General features: G+C 71.6%; 15 protein-coding genes. 4 read left to right on the top strand and 11 right to left on the bottom strand.

Annotated features, from left to right (window positions below; translation table 11 throughout):
• Positions 1–31: 31 nt before the first annotated feature.
• From ACFWYS_RS38330 to ACFWYS_RS38300, 7 genes are read right to left on the bottom strand one after another with little or no spacing between them, the layout of a single operon-like run.
• On the bottom strand, positions 32–640 hold the full coding sequence (locus ACFWYS_RS38330; protein WP_384779543.1) for an SRPBCC family protein: 609 nt from the start codon (positions 638–640) through the stop codon (positions 32–34).
• A gap of 19 nt (positions 641–659) precedes the next feature.
• Positions 660–1760 (bottom strand): XdhC family protein, encoded by a 1101-nt coding sequence (locus ACFWYS_RS38325; RefSeq protein WP_384779540.1) that lies wholly within the window; start codon positions 1758–1760, stop codon positions 660–662.
• Entirely contained in the window at positions 1753–2904 is a 1152-nt protein-coding gene (locus ACFWYS_RS38320; protein ID WP_384779537.1) for a VWA domain-containing protein, read from the bottom strand. Before ACFWYS_RS38320 ends, ACFWYS_RS38325 begins: the two co-directional genes overlap by 8 nt.
• Positions 2905–2909: 5 nt before the next feature.
• The gene (locus ACFWYS_RS38315) at positions 2910–3785 is read right to left on the bottom strand and encodes an AAA family ATPase (protein WP_384779534.1); all 876 of its coding nucleotides are present in this window, start codon (positions 3783–3785) and stop codon (positions 2910–2912) included.
• A 15-nt stretch (positions 3786–3800) separates the two neighbouring features.
• On the bottom strand, positions 3801–4655 hold the full coding sequence (locus ACFWYS_RS38310) for an FAD binding domain-containing protein (protein WP_384779532.1): 855 nt from the start codon (positions 4653–4655) through the stop codon (positions 3801–3803).
• Positions 4652–7012: a xanthine dehydrogenase family protein molybdopterin-binding subunit gene (locus tag ACFWYS_RS38305; RefSeq protein ID WP_384779529.1), complete on the bottom strand. Its 2361-nt coding sequence runs from the start codon at positions 7010–7012 to the stop codon at positions 4652–4654. The genes ACFWYS_RS38310 and ACFWYS_RS38305 overlap by 4 nt, the downstream gene beginning before the upstream one ends.
• Positions 7009–7479 carry a (2Fe-2S)-binding protein gene (locus ACFWYS_RS38300; protein ID WP_384779526.1) on the bottom strand — a complete coding sequence of 157 codons (471 nt, stop codon included), beginning with the start codon at positions 7477–7479 and terminating at the stop codon, positions 7009–7011. The genes ACFWYS_RS38305 and ACFWYS_RS38300 overlap by 4 nt, the downstream gene beginning before the upstream one ends.
• Positions 7480–7759: 280 nt before the next feature.
• Between ACFWYS_RS38300 and ACFWYS_RS38295 the strand changes: the two genes are divergently transcribed.
• The 4 genes from ACFWYS_RS38295 to ACFWYS_RS38280 all read left to right on the top strand — a co-directional run bounded on the left by ACFWYS_RS38295 (position 7760) and on the right by ACFWYS_RS38280 (position 13798).
• Positions 7760–9751: a GTP-binding protein gene (locus tag ACFWYS_RS38295; RefSeq protein ID WP_384779523.1), complete on the top strand. Its 1992-nt coding sequence runs from the start codon at positions 7760–7762 to the stop codon at positions 9749–9751.
• A gap of 74 nt (positions 9752–9825) precedes the next feature.
• Complete coding sequence (locus ACFWYS_RS38290) at positions 9826–11685, top strand: cellulase family glycosylhydrolase (protein WP_384779520.1); 1860 nt, start codon at positions 9826–9828, stop codon at positions 11683–11685.
• A gap of 65 nt (positions 11686–11750) precedes the next feature.
• Entirely contained in the window at positions 11751–12545 is a 795-nt protein-coding gene (locus tag ACFWYS_RS38285) for a MerR family transcriptional regulator (RefSeq protein WP_384779517.1), read from the top strand.
• On the top strand, positions 12542–13798 hold the full coding sequence (locus tag ACFWYS_RS38280) for a glycosyltransferase (RefSeq protein WP_384779515.1): 1257 nt from the start codon (positions 12542–12544) through the stop codon (positions 13796–13798). Before ACFWYS_RS38285 ends, ACFWYS_RS38280 begins: the two co-directional genes overlap by 4 nt.
• Here the strand turns inward: ACFWYS_RS38280 and panD are convergent.
• Genes panD through ACFWYS_RS38260 form a run of 4 tightly spaced genes read right to left on the bottom strand, consistent with a single transcriptional unit; the run spans position 13704 to position 16705 of the window.
• Positions 13704–14138 (bottom strand): aspartate 1-decarboxylase, encoded by a 435-nt coding sequence (panD, locus tag ACFWYS_RS38275; RefSeq protein ID WP_384779512.1) that lies wholly within the window; start codon positions 14136–14138, stop codon positions 13704–13706. The genes ACFWYS_RS38280 and panD overlap by 95 nt on opposite strands.
• A gap of 55 nt (positions 14139–14193) precedes the next feature.
• Positions 14194–15573: a DUF6002 family protein gene (locus ACFWYS_RS38270; protein ID WP_384779509.1), complete on the bottom strand. Its 1380-nt coding sequence runs from the start codon at positions 15571–15573 to the stop codon at positions 14194–14196.
• Positions 15564–16154: a thiamine pyrophosphate-dependent enzyme gene (locus ACFWYS_RS38265; protein WP_384779506.1), complete on the bottom strand. Its 591-nt coding sequence runs from the start codon at positions 16152–16154 to the stop codon at positions 15564–15566. Before ACFWYS_RS38265 ends, ACFWYS_RS38270 begins: the two co-directional genes overlap by 10 nt.
• Positions 16151–16705, bottom strand: coding sequence for a hypothetical protein (locus tag ACFWYS_RS38260; protein WP_384779503.1), 555 nt, complete (start codon positions 16703–16705; stop codon positions 16151–16153). Before ACFWYS_RS38260 ends, ACFWYS_RS38265 begins: the two co-directional genes overlap by 4 nt.
• Positions 16706–16808 lie beyond the last annotated feature (103 nt).

Here is a 16808-nt window from a genome sequence, read left to right as displayed (position 1 = left end):
CTGAAGCCCCCTGTTTGCGACCACTTTCGGCCTACTTCCGGCGGGCCTGCCGCCACCGCCGTACCCGGGCCGCCACCAGCACGCCCAGCACGGCCGCCGCCACCGCCGCGGCGCGCTTGGCCAGCGGTGTCCCGGCCGTGCGGAACAGGTCGAGGGGCTCGTCGGGCGATGTCTCGGCCACCGTGGCACTTCCGGCCGGCTCGGTCAGCCGCTGCGACAGACAGGCGGCGAACTGCCCGACCAGCCGGTCGCCCACCTCGGCCATCACCCCACGCCCGAACTGCGCCGGACGCCCGGTCACCGTCAGATCGGTGCGCACCGACACGGCCGTACCGCCGTCGTGCTCGCTGAGCGTTCCGGTCACCGTGGCCCGTGCGGTGCCCTGCCCGCGTGTCTCCCGGCCGCCGGCGATCAGCACCAGGCGGTGCGCCGTCTCGTCCTGCTCCTCGAAGACCGCGGTGCCCTTGTACGTCACGGTGATCGGACCCACCCTGACCTTCACCGCGCCGGTCACCGTCTTGCCGTCGTACTCCTCGACGCTCGCCCCGGGCATACAGGGCGCGACGCGCTCGATGTCGAGGAGCGTGCGCCAGGCCTCGTCGACCGGGACGGGGACGGTGAACTCGTGGTGCAGCTCCATGGCTTCCTCCAACCGGCTGCTACGACGATGGATGGATCGCGCCCGCCGTGGCCGTCAGCGGGACACCCGTGCCGCCCCACCGAAGCGCGACGATCTCCGCGGCGACGGACACGGCGACCTCTTCGGGCGTACGGGCCCCGAGGTCGAGCCCGACCGGGGAGCGCAGCCGGGCCAACTCGCCCTCGCCGAGCCCGGCTTCGGCCAGCCGTTTCATCCGGTCGTCGTGCGTACGGCGGCTGCCCATCGCCCCGATGTACGCCGCCGGGCGCCGCAGTGCCTCCTCCAGTAGCGGCACGTCGAACTTCGGGTCGTGCGTGAGGACGCAGATCACCGTGCGCTCGTCGGTGTCGGTGCCGCTCAGATAGCGGTGCGGCCAGTCCACGACCACCTCCACGCCCTCGGGGAAGCGCTTCGGCGTGGCGAAGACGGGGCGGGCGTCGCACACCGTGACCCGGTAGCCGAGGAAGGCGCCGATGCGGGCGACCGCGGCCGCGTAGTCGATCGCGCCGAAGACCAGCATGCGGGGCGGCGGCGCGAAGGAGTGCAGGAAGACGGTGACGGCGTCCTCGCGGCGCTCACCGTGCGGGCCGTAGTGCCTGAGGCCGGTGGCGCCGAGGGCGAGCTCACCGCGCGCGTCGGCGGTGACCGCGACGTCCAGGCCGGGCGTGCCGAGGGTGCCCGCCACCCGGTCCGGCCACACCGCGAGGGTCGCCCCGCGCGGCGCGGGCCCGTCGGTCACCGTCGCCACGGTCACCGGACGGCCCGCCGCGACCGACTCCGCGACCTCGGCGAAGGAGGGATCCAGGTCGCCCGTGACGGGACGCACGAGCAAGGTGATCTCGCCGCCGCAGGTCAGCCCGACCGCGAACGCGTCCTCGTCGCTGTATCCGAAGGTCTCCAGCCGGGCCTCCCCGCTCGCCACCACTTCCTGCGCGAGGTCGAAGACGGCCCCCTCGACACAGCCGCCGGACACACTGCCCACGACCTCGTCGTCGGGACCGACGGCCATCGCGGCCCCGGGATCGCGCGGGGCGCTGCGGCTGGTGGCGACCACCGTGGCGAGCCCGAACGGCGCGCGGGCCGCGTACCAGCCGCCGAGCACCGGGAGAATGTCACGCATCGTCCGCTCCTCTCACCACGCCCGCCAGCCGCTCCAGCGCGGCCACGCTGTGCCCCTCGACGAACGCGTCCACGCTCGGCAGCGCCGCCGCCATCCCGGCCGCGAGGGGCGCGTAGCCGGGGCGTGCCTTGCGCGGGTTGGCCCAGATCACCCGGTGGGCCAGCCGGTGCAGACGGCGCATCTGGGTGCCGAGCAGCTCGGGGTCGCCGCGCTCCCAGCCGTCGGACAGCACCACCACGATCGCGCCGCGCGCCATGCCGCGCTGCCCCCAGCGGTCCAGGAACGCCCGCAGCAGCTCGCCCAGCCGGGTACCCCCGCGCCAGTCGGGCACCGCCGCCGCGACCGCCGTCATCGCCAGGTCCGGATCCCGGTGCGACAGCTCCCGTGTCACCCGGGTCAGCCGGGTGCCGATCGTGAACACCTCCGTACGGCCGCCCCGGGCGGCGGCGTGCGCGAAGCGCAGCAGCGCGTCGGCGTACGGCGTCATGGAACCGCTGACGTCCACGAGCAGCACCACCCGGCGCGGCCGCTCCGTGCGGGAGTGCCGCCGCAGCAGCGCGGGCTCACCGCCGTGCCGCAGCAGCTCCCGCACGGTGCGATGCGGATCGACGGCCCCGCGCCGGGCCGGCCGCCGCCGCGGGGAGCGCCGTGTCTCGCCGCGCAGCGCGAACGCGGCCAGCAGCCGCCGCACCTGCGCGCGCTCGGCCGCGTCCAGGTCGGCCACGTCGCGGTGCCGGAGCACCTCGGCGGAACTGGCGAAGGCGGCCACGGGCGGGGTCTGCGCCGTGTCGTCCGCCTCCTCCCCGCGACCGTCCGCGCGCGCCTCCCGCACGACGAGCCGCAGCCGGGGCGCGGGAGCCGGCACCCCGTGCCGTTCGGCGGGCTCCCCGGCGTCGAAACAGGCCGCGAACACCCTGTCGTACCGCTCCAGGTCGTCCCGGTCGCCGCACAGCGTCAGCCGCCCCGCCCAGTACACGTCCGCCCGCATCCCGGGCCGCAGCGCGTCCACCGCGCCGAGGAAGGCGTGCACCCGCTCGGCGCTCGCGTCGACGCCCGCCGCACGCAGGGCACGCGCGAAGCCCAGGAGCGCGGCGTCCGCGGCGAGCACCCCGGCCCCGCCCGTCCTGCCGGTCCCGCCCGCCATGCCCGTCACGCCCCTCGCGCCGCGAGCACCGCCGCGAAGTCCAGCCCCCGCGCCCGCTCCGCGTCCTCCCGGTACTTCAGTACCGACCCCAGCGTCGCCACCGCCAGCTCCGCGTCCACCTCGCCCGCGCCCAGCGTGTCCAGCGCCTCGGCCCAGTCGATCGTCTCGGCGACACCCGGCGGTTTCAGCAGATCCTGTGCGCGCAGGGCGTGCACCAACGCCGTCACCTGCTCCGCCAGCCGCGCCGACACCCCCGGCAACCGCCGCCGCACGATGGCCAGTTCGCGCGCGAAAGCGGGATGGTCGAACCAGTGGTAGAGGCAGCGCCGCTTCAGCGCGTCGTGCACCTCGCGGGTGCGGTTGGAGGTCAGGACGACCACCGGCGGCGCCTCGGCGCGCAGGGTGCCGAGCTCCGGGATGGTGACCGAGTACTCCGACAGCAGCTCCAGCAGGAACGCCTCGAACTCGTCGTCGGCGCGGTCGATCTCGTCGACCAGCAGCACCGACGGCTGCGTCTGCAGCGCCTTGAGCAGCGGCCGGGCGACCAGGAACCGCCGGTCGTACAGCTCGCTCTCCAGCCGGTCGGCGTCCGTGACACCGGCGGCCTCGGCGGCCCGCAGATGCAGCAGCTGGCGCGGGAAGTCCCAGTCGTACAGCGCCTGGGAGGCGTCGATGCCCTCATGGCACTGCAGCCGGATCAGCGGGGCGTCGAGCGCCTCGGCGAGGGCGGAGGCGAGCGCGGTCTTGCCGACGCCCGCGTCGCCCTCGCAGAACAGCGGCCGGCCCAGCCGCAGGGCCAGGAAGCAGGCGATGGCCAGCCCGTCGTCGACGAGATACCCCGTCTCCTCCAGGCGGGCCCGCACCTGCTCCGGGCCGTCCATGCCGGTGATCGTCGCTCACCCCATCCCGGCGGCCGCCAGCACCGCCCGCTTGGTGAGCACCCGGGCCAGATGCGCCCGGTACCCGGGCGAGGCCGAGGTGTCCTGTGACGGCCGGGTGCCGTCCGCCGCCTCCTGTGCGGCCCGGGCCACCGCGTCCGGGTCCGAGGCACCGGCCAGGGCCTCCTCGGCCGCGAAGGCGCGCAGGGGTGTGGCGCCCATGTTGGACAGCCCGACCCGCGCCTCGGCGACATGACCGTCGTCGCGCCGCACCAGAGCGGCCACGCCGACGATCGGCCACGCCTGGGCGACCCGGTGGAACTTCTCGTACTTGAAGCCCCAGCCGTCCGCCTTCGGTACCCGCACCTCCACCAGCAGCTCGTCGGGAGCCAGCGCCGTCTGGAGATAGTCGACGAAGAACTCCCGGGCCGGGATCACCCGCCGCCCGCCGGGGCCCACCGCCACCAGCTCACCGTCCAGGGCCAGCACCACCGCGGGCAGGTCCCCGGCCGGATCGGCGTGGGCGAGCGAACCGCCCAGGGTGCCCCGGTGCCGTACCGCGGGGTCGGCGACCGTCGCCGTCGCGGCGGCCAGCAGACCGGCGTGGCGGCGGACCAGCGGATCGTGGATCACCTGGTGGTGCGTGGTCATGGCGCCGATGACGAGCGTGCCGTCGTCCTCGCGCACCCCGCGCAGCTCAGGGACGCGGCCGACGTCCACGAGCAGTTCGGGGAAGGCCAGCCGCATCCTCAGCAGCGGCAGCAGGCTCTGTCCGCCGGCCAGCACCTTGGCGTCCTCGCCGCCCTCGGCGAGCGCGCGCACCGCGTCGGCGACGCTGGTGGGACGGGCGTAGTCGAATGCCGGAGGAATCATGACCGTGCCTCCTCGATCGCCTGCCAGACCCGCTCGGGTGTGCAGGGCATCCGGATGTCCGTCACGCCCAGGGGGCGCAGCGCGTCCAGGACCGCGTTGACGACGGCCGGCGTCGAGGCGATCGTCGCGGTCTCGCCGACTCCCTTGACGCCCAAGGCGTTCGAGGTCGCCGGGGTCTCCGTCCGGTCCGTCACGAAGTCGGGCAGGTCGGCGGCCGACGGCACCAGGTAGTCGGCCATCGTGCCGGTGACGAGGTTGCCCTCGTCGTCGTAGACGGCCTCCTCGTAGAGCGCCTGCGCGATGCCCTGCGCCAGCCCGCCGTGCACCTGGCCCTCCACGATCATCGGGTTGATCACCCGGCCGACGTCGTCGACCGCGACGTACGAACGGATGTGGCTCTGCCCGGTCTCCGTGTCGACCTCGATCGCGCACAGGTGGGTGCCGTGCGGGAAGGAGAAGGTGTCCGGGTCGAGCAGATGCTCGGCGTTGATGGTGGGCTCCATGCCGTCGGGCAGGTCGTGCGAGGAGAACGTCTCGAAGGCGACCTCCTGGATGGTCTTCCTGGCCTCGGGGGAGCCCTTCACCGAGAAGACCCCGCCCGCGAAGTCCAGGTCCTGCTCGCTGGCCTCCAGCAGATGGGCGGCCACCTTGCGGGCCTTGTCCACCACCTTCAGCGCCGCGTGGTGCACGGCCATCCCGCCGACCACCACCGACCGCGATCCGTAGGTGTCCATGCCCTGCGGCGCCGCCCTGGTGTCGCTGTGCACCACCTCGACGTCGTCGAAGGGGATGCCGAGCACATCGGCGGCGATCTGGGCCCAGCAGGTCACATGGCCCTGTCCGTGCGGGCTCGTTCCGGTGACCACCTCGACCTTGCCGGTGGGCAGCATCCGGATGCTCGCCGCCTCCCAGCCGCCAGCCGCGTACCGCAGGTCCTTCAGGATCCGGCTCGGTGCGAGGCCGCACATCTCGGTGTACGTCGAGACACCGATGCCCAGCCGCACGGTGTCCGCCCGTGCGACGCGGTCGGCCTGCTCGGCGCGGAGCTTGTCGTAGTCGAACAGTTCCAGCGCCTTCGCCGTCGCCGCCTCGTAGTTGCCGCTGTCGTAGGTCAGGCCCGCGATCGTGGTGTGCGGGAATTCCTCGTGCCGGATCCAGTTCCGGCGCCGCAACTCGACCGGGTCCATGCCGAGTTCGACGGCGAGCTCGTCCATGGTGCGCTCGATGGCGAACGTCGCCTCGGGGCGTCCGGCACCGCGGTAGGCGTCGGTCGGCGTCCGGGTCGTGAAGACGCCCGTGCAGGTGAAATCGTAGGCGTCCATCTTGTAGATGCCGGGGTACATGAACGCCCCGAGGAGCGGCGTGCCCGGCGTGATCAGCATCAGGTAGGCGCCCATGTCGACCAGCAGGTCGACCTTGAGGCCGAGCACCTTGCCGTCCCGCGTCGCGGCGATCTCGACGTCCTGGATCATGCCGCGCCCGTGGTGGGTGGCGAGGTAGCCCTCGGACCTGGACTCGGTCCACTTGACCGGCCGGCCGAGACGCCGGGCGACGGCGAGGGCGATGGCCTCCTCGCCGTAGACCTGGAGCTTGGAGCCGAAGCCGCCGCCGACGTCCGGGGCGATGACCCGGATCTTGTTCTCGGGGATGCCGGTGACCATGGCCATCAGCACGCGCACGATGTGCGGGATCTGCGTCGAGGAGTACAGCGTGTACTCGCCGGACGACGCGATCGGCGTGACCACCACCGCGCGGGGCTCCATGGCGTTGGGGATCAGCCGCTGCTGGTGGTAGCGGCGCTTCAGCGTCAGCTCGGCGCGCTGCCGTACGGAGGCGAAGTCCTCGCCCGTCTTCAGCGGCCAGGTGTAGCAGTGGTTGGTGCCCTTGTCGGCGTGGACGAGCGGGGCGTCCGGCTCCAGCGCGGCCTCCAGGTCGAGCACTGCGGGCAGGGGCTCGTAGTCGACCTCGACGGCCTCCAGGGCATCGGCGGCGGCGTAGCGGTCACGGGCCACGACGACGGCCACCGGGTCGCCCGCGTGGCGCACCTCGTCGACGGCCAGCGGCGGGTGGTCGGGCATGACGATGTCCTCGGTGACCGGCCAGACGCAGGGCATCGAGCCGAGGCCCTCGGCGAGGTCGGCGCCGCTGAACGCGGCGATGACGCCAGGGCGTTCGAGGGCGGGGGAGACGTCGACGCGCTCGATACGGGCGTGGGCCATCGGGCTGCGCAGGAGCGCGAAGTGCAGCAGTCCGTTGACGCTGATGTTGTCGGTCCAGTTGGTCTGGCCGGTGATCAGGTGGGCGTCCTCCTTGCGGGGCCGGGCACGGCCGACCTCCGGCTGCGCCGTCTCGGTCATGTCGTGACCTCCTGTTCGGAGGCGGCCAGGACGGCCTGCACGATGTTCTGGTAGCCGGTGCAGCGGCACAGGTTGCCCTCCAGGCCGTGCCGCACCTCGTCCGGCGTGGGATGCGGATGCTCGCGCAGCAGATCGCGAGCCGCCATGATCATGCCCGGGGTGCAGTAGCCGCACTGCAGCGCGTGCCGCTCGTGGAACGCCTTCTGCAGAGCGGTCCACTCGCCGTCGCGGGCGAGCCCCTGCACCGTGGTCACCTCACCGCCGTCCGCCTGGACGGCAAGCACCGAGCAGCTCTTGACGCTCTCCCCGTCGAGATCGATCGTGCAGGCCCCGCAGTTGGAGGTGTCGCAGCCGATCGGGGTGCCGGTCAGGCCGAGCCGGTCGCGCAGATAGTGGATCAGCAGGAGACGGGGTTCCACGTCGTCCTGGTAGGTCGTGCCGTCCACCTTCACCGAGATGTGGGTCATGTGTGCCCTCCAAAGGCCGATCGGGGTGGATAAGAGGGGAAACATCGGCCGGGCGTGATGTACGTCACTCTATGACCGGCCCCGTGCGGCGGCGAGTGCTGCGACAGGGTTCGTTGAGCGTTAATCCATTGCCTTTCCGGGCCCGTCCCTGGTGCACTTCACGGGCCCCGTCGGCAGGAAGAACGGGTCCCCGTCGTCACCCATCGAGGAGCAGAGATGCGCACTGCGTTCATGTCCACCCAGGAAGGCAGCACCCCCTCATCGAAGGACATGACGCTTCGTGCATTTGCTCAACCTCGGGATCCTCGCCCATGTCGACGCGGGTAAGACCAGCCTGACCGAGCGCCTGCTGCACTCGGCCGGTGTGATCGACGAGATCGGCAGCGTCGACGCCGGGAACACACAGACCGATTCCCTCGCGCTGGAGCGGCAGCGCGGCATCACCATCAAGTCCGCCGTCGTCTCCTTCGCGCTCGGCGACGTGACGGTCAACCTCATCGACACCCCCGGCCACCCCGACTTCATCGCCGAGGTGGAGCGGGTGCTCGGCGTGCTCGACGGGGCCGTCCTGGTCGTCTCCGCCGTCGAGGGCGTACAGCCCCAGACCCGCGTCCTGATGCGCACGCTGCAGCGGCTGCGCATCCCCACGCTGGTCTTCGTCAACAAGATCGACCGACGCGGGGCGCGCTACGACGCCGTCCTGCGGGCCGTCTCCGAACGGCTGACGGCGGCCGTCGTCCCGATGGGCACGGCCGACGCCCTCGGCACCCGCGCCGCCCGCTTCGTCCCGGGCCTCGCCCCGTCGGCCCTGGACGTCCTCGCCGACCACGACGACGCCCTGCTGACCGCGTACGTCGAGGACACGGTCTCCCACGGCCGCCTCCGCGCCGCCCTCGCCGGCCAGACCCGGCAGGCGCTGGTCCACCCCGTGTACTTCGGCTCCGCCGTCACGGGCGCCGGCGTCGACGCGCTGACCGACGGCATCAGGGAACTGCTGCCCACCGCAGACGGCGACCCCGGGGCGCCGGTCTCGGGCACCGTCTTCAAGGTGGAGCGCGGCCCGGCGGGGGAGAAGGTCGCGTACGCGCGGATGTTCTCCGGCACCCTGCGCACCCGCGACCGCATCCCCTTCGGGACCGGCGAGCCGGGCGACGGCGACACCCGCGCCGAGGGCCGGATCACCGCGATCAGCGTCTTCGACCAGGGCACGGACAGCAGGGACGACCTGGTGCCGGCGGGCCGGATCGCCAAGCTGTGGGGTCTGGCCGACATCCGGATCGGCGACGCGATCGGCGAACCCCGCAAGGCGTACGGGCACTGCTTCGCGCCGCCCACCCTCGAAACGATCGTCGCCCCGGCCGGCGGCACGGACCGGCGCGCCCTGCACCGCGCGCTCACCCGGCTCGCCGAACAGGACCCGCTGATCGGCCTGCGCCACGACGAGGTACGGCAGGAGACCTTCGTCTCGCTCTACGGCGAGGTGCAGAAGGAGGTCATCCAGGCCACGCTCGCCGACGACTTCGGTCTCGATGTCACCTTCCGCGAGACGACACCGCTGTGCGTGGAGCGGCCGGTCGGCCCGGGCTCGGCGGTCGAGTTCAACAAGAAGGACGCGAACCCCTTCCTCGCGACGGTCGGCCTGCGCGTCGACCCGGCGCCCGTCGGATCCGGCGTGCGGTTCCGGCTGGAGGTGGAGCTGGGCTCCATGCCGTACGCCTTCTTCAAGGCCGTCGAGGACACCGTCCGCGAGAGTCTCGGCCAGGGCCTGCACGGCTGGCAGGTCCCCGACTGCACGGTCACCATGACCCACTCCGGTTACTCGCCCCGGCAGAGCCACGCCCACCAGGGCTTCGACAAGAGCATGTCCAGCACCGGCTACGACTTCCGGGGGCTGACCCCGCTGGTGCTGATCGAGGCCCTGCGCCGCGCGGGCACCCGGGTGCACGAGCCCATGCACCGCTTCCGCCTGGAGGCCCCGACCGACACCCTGGCCGCCGTACTGCCGGTGCTGGCCAGGCTGCGCGCGGTGCCGCAGAGCACCGAGACGCGCGGCGCGTCCTGCGTGCTGGAGGGCTCGGTGCCCGCGGCCCATGTGCACGAACTGGAGCAGCAGTTGCCCGGGCTCACGCGCGGTGAGGGCGAGCTGGAGAGCGCCTTCGACCACTACGCGCCCGCCCCGCGCGACACGGTCCCGGAGCGCCGGCGCACCGACCTCAATCCGCTGAACCGTAAGGAGTATCTGCTCAATCTGACCCGCAGAGTGAGTAACTGAGCTGCCAGAGGGGGAACTTACTCATGGGTCAGGTGGTATTGACGGTGTCCTGATATCACCGGACTGTAGTGGACATGCCGAACATTCGGACGCGTCTACTGGTTGTCCTGGTCGTCCTCTTCGGATCCCTGTCGGTGGCGGGCCCCACTCCCGCCACCGCCGCCCCCCTCCCCGACTCCCTCTGGTTCGACGAAACGCCGCTCACCGTGCAGAACGGCCGCTTCGTCGACGGCAACGGCCGCGAGGTCGTGCTGCGCGGCTACAACGTCTCCGGCGAGACGAAACTGAAGGAGAACAACGGCCTGCCCTTCGCGTCGACCGCCGACGCGAAGAAGTCCGCGACCGCGCTGCGCGCCCTCGGCGGCGGCAACTCGGTGCGCTTCCTGCTCTCCTGGGCCTACGCGGAGCCCGTGCGCGGCCAGGTGGACACCGCCTACCTCGCCAAGGCCACCGACCAGATACGCGCCTTCCTGGACGCCGGGATCCGCGTGTACCCCGACTTCCACCAGGACCTCTACTCCCGCTGGCTGTTCGACACCGACAGCTGGTACACCGGCGACGGCGCCCCCAAGTGGGCCGTCGACCTCGGCGACTACCCCGACGAATACTGCGGGATCTGCCCGTTCTGGGGCCAGAACATCACCTCGAACGAAGCCGTCAAACAGTCGACCCACGACTTCTGGCACAACGAGTACGGCCTCCAGGACGCCTTCCTCGACACCGCCCAGAAGACGATGACGTACATCAGGCAGAACCTCACCGCCGACCGGTTCGCGGGCATCGTCGGCTTCGACCCGTGGAACGAGCCGCACGCGGGCTCCTACGACTCCGGCCAGACCAGCCGGACGTGGGAGAAGGACGTCCTGTGGCCCTTCTACGTCAAGTTCCGCGCCCGCATGGACGCGGCGGGCTGGCAGGCCAAGCCGGCCTTCGTCGAGCCCAACCTCTTCTGGAACGCCAACCTCGACTTCCAGAAGGAGGAGGGCGGACTGCTGGACGCCGGCACGCTCGGCCCGCGCTATGTCTTCAACACCCACTTCTACGACCAGAAGGCCATCTCCGGCGTCTTCATGTGGGGCAAGGCGCAGGACGGGCAGTACGCGGGTGATTTCGGGACCGTACGCGACCGCGCCTCCGCCACCGGGACGGCCGCGATCATCAGCGAGTTCGGGCACCCGCTGACCGGATCCGTCTCCGACAAGGCGCCGACGGTCTACAAGGCGATGTACCAGGCCCTCGACTCCCGGGTGAAGGGCGCGAGTTGGTGGTCGAACCCGGCGGGGTCCGGTCCCGTCCTCTCCGGCTCCCAGTGGCAGTGGGACATCTACAACGGCCGTCACCACGAGCTGATGAACGACAACCCCGACAAGGTGCAGACCGACGGCGACGCCTGGAACGGCGAGGACCTCTCCGCCGTACGCCTCGACTCCTCGGGCACGCCGGTGCTGCGCCAGGACGCCCGGCTGCTCGACCGGATCTACCCGAGCGCCACCTCCGGTTCGACGGTCGCCTTCACCTACGAGGACCGCTCCCGGGACGGCTCCACGACCCTGACCTGGAACCCGGTACCCAGCTCACTGCCGAACGTGGCGCAGCTGGTCGGATCAGGGCAGTACGGGCTGCTGCTGTGGCGCTCCGGCAGCGGCACGGCACCGACCGAACTGCACCTCCCGGCGTCCTTCCCGACCGGCTCCACGACCGTGGTCTCCGACCTGGGCACGGCCTACGCGCCCCCGTCGTACAGCTCGGCCACCCCGGTCGGCGTGGCCGCCGAGCCCGGCGGCACGGGCAGCCGCCGACTGCTGCTCACCGACACCGACTCCGGGGTCCCGCACTACGCGCTGGTGACCAACGGAGCGACCGCGCCGTCGACCGCTCTGCTGAACGCGGCCAAGTCCGAACTCTCCGCGTGGGCCGCGCGGAACGCCGGATGACAACGGCCGATTGACCCTCCCCTTACGTCAGGCTGCACGCTGTATCCCGACGAAAGGGCAGGTGAATGAGCTACTCCGTGGGGCGGGTCTCGGCCGTCGCCGGGGTGACCGTGCGCACGCTGCACCACTACGACCGGGCGGGACTGCTCTCGCCCAGTGGCCGCAGCGGCGCCGGTTACCGGCTGTACGACGACACGGACCTGGCCAGGCTCCAGCAGATCCTCTTCTACCGTGAACTCGGCTTCTCCCTGGACGAGATCGCCGAGATCCTCAAGGACCCCCAGGCGAACGCCCTGGAATATCTCCGGGCCCGGCAGCGGCAGTTGAGCGAGGAGATCGGCCGGCTCCAGCGGCTGGCCGAAGTGGCCGAGCAGGCCATCGAGGTCCAGCAGACCGGTGTCGAACTGACCCCCGAGGAACGCTTCGACGTCTTCGGCGAGATCGGCTTCGACCTCTCCTACGCCACCGAGGCACAGCTCAAGTGGCAGGACTCGCCCGGCCAGAAGGAGTCCATGGCCCGCGCCGCCGCCCACACCAAGGAGGACTGGCGACAGCTCATGGGCGAGGCCGCCGCCTGGCGCGGAGAACTGCTCGCCGCCTTCGACGAGGGAGAGCCCGCCGACAGCGAGCGGGTCATGGATCTCGCCGAGGAGCACCGGCTGCACATCGCCCGCTGGTTCACCACCTGTCCGCCCGACATGCACCGGCGCATCGCGGACGACTTCGCCGCCGACCCGCGCGCCTTCGCGCTCGTCGTACCGCCGTCCCGGCAACGGCCCGGCCTCGCCGCCTACTTGTGCAGGGCCGTCCACGCGAACGCGGCCCGCCGCGCGCACAGTGAGGAGGACGAGGACGGATGAGGATCCTGATCGCCGCCGCCGGATCACGCGGTGACGTCGCACCGTACACCGGGTTGGGGGCGGGCCTGCGCGAGGCCGGACACGAGGTCACCCTCGCCACGACGGACGCCTTCGCGCCGCTGGTGCGGGAGGCGGGCCTGGGCTTTCGAAGTCTGCCCGCCCGGCCGCAGGGCCAAGGCGGCGTCGAGGGCAGGCGTGAACTGATGCGCGCGGCCGCTGCGTTCGTCACCGAGCTGGGCCGGGGGTTCGCCGACGCGGTGGACCCGGGCACGGACCTGCTTCTGCTGTCGGCGACCACCGCACCGCTCGGCCGGCATGTCGCCGAGGCCATGGGCACCCCGACGGTCGGCGTCCACCTCCAGCCCAACGCCCCGACCGGCGCCTTCCCGCCCACCGTCCTGGGCACCCGCTCCCTCGGCCGTCTCGGCAACCGCATCGCCGGACGCTTCGCCCTGCGCATGGCCGACCGCGTCTACACGGAGGCCGTCACCGAACTGCGCAGCCGCCTGGACCTGCCCCCGCTCGCCCCCTCCGCGATGCGCCGCCGCCAGGAACGCGCGCACCGGCCCGTCCTGCACGGCTTCAGTACGGCGCTGGTGCCGCGCCCGGCCGACTGGCACGCGGGACTCGACATCGTCGGAAACTGGTGGCCGTACCTCGCGCCGGACCGTCGGCTGCCCGCCGAGCTGGAGGACTTCCTCGCGGCCGGAGCACGCCCGGTGTTCATCGGCTTCGGCAGCATGGGCGCGGGACACGGGGAGCGGCTGAGCGAGATCGCCGTGCGGGCACTGCGCCGGGCCGGGCTGCGCGGCATCGTCCAGTCGGGCCGCGCCGGACTCGCGGCCGTCGGCGACGACGTCCTGACCAGCGGCGACGTACCGCACACACTGCTGTTCCCCAGGGTGGCCGCGGTGGTCCAGCACGCCGGGGCGGGCACCGCGGCGGCAGCGCTGCGCGCCGGAGCGCCCGTGATACCGGTGCCGGTGACCGCGGACCAGCCGTTCTGGGCGGCACGGCTGGCGGCGATCGGCGCCGCCACCGACCCGATCCCGTTCGCCTCCCTCACCGAGGAGCGGCTCGCCGACGCACTCGACCGGGCCGTACGGCAGCAGACGTACGCCCGGGCCGCCGCGGGGGCCCCCCCCCCCACGGCGGCTCCTACGATGCGGCGGAGTGCGGTTCCTTCAGCAGGTCGCCGCGGAAGGTGCCCGTTCCCTCAGGGGCGTGGGCCGGGTCGCTGCCCTGATGGATGATGTTGTTGGAGCCGTCGACGAAGAGGACGCTGGGCTCGTGCGTCTTGGTCTCCTCCTCCGTGACGCTCGCGTACGCCATGATGATCACCAGGTCACCGGGCAGGGCGAGGCGCGTGGTCGGACCGTTGATGCCGACGACGCCGCTGCCGCGGGGGCCGGGAAGGGCATAGGTCGTCCACCGCGCACCGTTGTTGAGGACGACGACATCCACCTTCTCGTGCGGGAGGATGTCCGCCTTCTCCATGAGGTCCGGGTCGAGGGTGATCGAGCCGATGTAGTGAAGGTCCGCCTGCGTCACGGTGGCCCGGTGGATCTTCGACTTCAGCAGTTCGCGCTTCATGGGATCGTCAACTCCTTTGTTTTGTCCGTCGGTTCTTCTCTGCCGGCTGGAGAGTTCAGTGGGCTTCGGTGACCAGCCGTGCCATGTGCCGGGCGTCCGTCACGACCTGGACCTGATCTGCTCGTACACCCTCGCCCGTGGGCCTCGGGTAGACCCCGGACCCGTGGATCACGAGGTCGTCGAACGGCTCGACCAGCTTGCGGTCCACGGCGTTGAGGACCCCGGTCAGAGCCATGACCAGGGACCACTCGCCGAGCGTGCGCGGGTCGTCGGGGAGCGCGCAGTCGGTGTCCCGCAGATACCGGCGCACCTCGCCGTAGCGGGCCAGGCACTCCTGGAGCGACACGATGACCCCTGAGCCGCCGTGCGCCTTCAGCAGGCCGGTCATCTCCGGCGCGGTCGGGGGCTCCTTGGTGTAGAAGGTGGGTTCCAGGTTCTCCTTCACCGCCCAGGTGGTTCGCGGGAAGTGGGGTGAGGTGTCCTGCTCCAGCAGCCCCGTACGGCTGTTGTGCCGGTACTCGACGCGCGGTTCCTCACCCGTCCGAGCGCGCAGGAAGTGCCGCACCATGTCGCTCGTCTCGGAGTGCTGCACCAGCAGGAAGCCGGGCTGGCGCACCGGCAGCCCCAGGCTTCCCAGCAGATCCAGCCCACGCTGGTAGCCCAGGAGGCCGTAGGCGCTGGACACCGAGTGTGCGTGCAGTCGCGAGCCGGGGACGCCGCCGAACTCGTACTCGAAGAACGCCCGGCAGCAGTCCGCGGCCTGGTAGTTCGCGATGTCCAGGGACTGCCAGACGCGCCACGGCCTGCGTCCGGGTAAGGACAGGATGCGGGTGAACTCCCGGCCGATCTCCTTCACGGCTGCGGGCTCGCCACCGTCGAACACCATCAGCGGGTTCAGACGGCGCAGCTCGTCGGACTCGGTGAGCGGGTCGCGGCGGAACTTGTACAGCGTCTCGCGCGGAGTCAGCGTCACGATGCGCAACTCGTCGGGGTCGACCAGACCCAGCCGGAACGCCCGCCCGACCGCGTCCCGCAGGGCGATCGCCTTGTTCCCCGACGACGGGGTGAAGAGCAGGACCGGCTCACCGGTGCGCCGGATGTGGTGGACCGCCCGCGCCACCATCAGCAGCGAAGCGGGTGTCTTGCCGGTGCGGGTCGCCGGGTTCTTCGTGAGGTCGAGCAGCGTCAGCCGGCTGTCGCCGTACGCGGCCAGCCCGGTCCACGACGCCTGCGCGACGCTGAAGAACTCCTCCCAGGTGTCGTCGAGTTCCGGGTAGTCGAAGGCCGGGGCGAACGTGGTGCCGGACGCCGCGTTGCGCAGCCGCTCGGACACCTGCTGGATCCCGCGGTAGTACCGCACGATCAGGCTGTCCGACGACGTGGTCCTGATCTCCGAATCGAACTTCGAGTCCGACTTCAGGGCGGTCAATGGCATGCTTCTTCCTCTCGTGGATCGGTGGTCATCCAGGTGCGGAACCGCAGGAAGTTGGCCGCGGGGTCCACCGTGATCCGTGGATGGCTCCCCGCGGGTGCGGACTGGGTGCGGACGTACAGCAGGTGCGGGCCGCGCGGGTCGCGTACGAGCTCCGGCAGGCGTCGGCGCAGTTCCGCCGCGTCGTGGATCCGGGTGCACTCGCGGTAGCCCATGGCCGAGGCCATCAGGGGAATGTCGAACATCGCGCTGGACGATTCCTGGCCACCGGTCGACTCGTAACTGCCGTTGTCGAGGACCAGGTGAAGCAGGTTCTCCGGCCGGTACTGCCGGGTGACCATCAGCGCCCCGGGGTTCATGAGGAAGGCGCCGTCTCCGTCGATCACCACGGTCGTCCGGTCCGTCTGCCGGGCGATGCCGACTCCGATGACCGGGGCCATCCCCATGGAGCCGGTCATGTACAGGTGGTTCGGCGCATCACGTACGGAGAAGGCCTCCCGGCAGGTGTAGCCCGTCGTGAACACGATGGGGCTGTCATGGCCGTGGGCAATGACCGTCTCCAGGACGTCCGATCGCCGTATCACTGCGCCGCGCTCCAGCCGAAGGCCTCCGGGGGCACCAGCAGCGCCGCCGGCCCCGCCCGGTCGGCCAGCATGGTCTCGAACCACGCCACCGCACTGTGCTGATCGTCGCCTCCGAGCATGCGCCACGGCAGCCCCAGGTGCTCAAGCACCGGGATGGTCACCCGCCCCATGCCCCGGTTCTCCCGTGTGCCGTCGACACCCGTGCCGCGCATGCTGACGACCAGGCCGAGCGGAACGTCGAACGGCTCGACCAAGGAGGCCAGGACATTGACCGACTGCCCGAATCCCGAGTTCTGCATCAGCACGGCACCGCGTCCGCCCGCCAGGGCGGTGCCCACGGCCAGCGCCACGGCGTTGTCCTCACGGTGGACGTAGCGGAAGCCGGAATGCTGCTCCTGCAGCCGGCCGAGAAGCGGAGCCAGCACACCGCACGGGGTCGCCACACACAGGTCGGGGCACCACGTCGTCAGTACGGAGGCGATGTCCGTCACGCACGCGTCGGTGGAACTCGGACGGTTCGGTTTCAGGGGCGTGCTCATTCCCGCTGCCATGCGTCTTCCTTCTCTCGCGTCGAGGCGTTTCTGCTGGGGATGTCCTCCGTGGGGCACCACGCTTCCCGCTTTCCACGTCCACGACGAGGTGCGGGGGATACAC

The organism is Streptomyces sp. NPDC059010 (assembly GCF_042740355.1).
Classification (GTDB): domain Bacteria; phylum Actinomycetota; class Actinomycetes; order Streptomycetales; family Streptomycetaceae; genus Streptomyces.
This window is presented reverse-complemented; position numbering and strand designations above follow the sequence as displayed.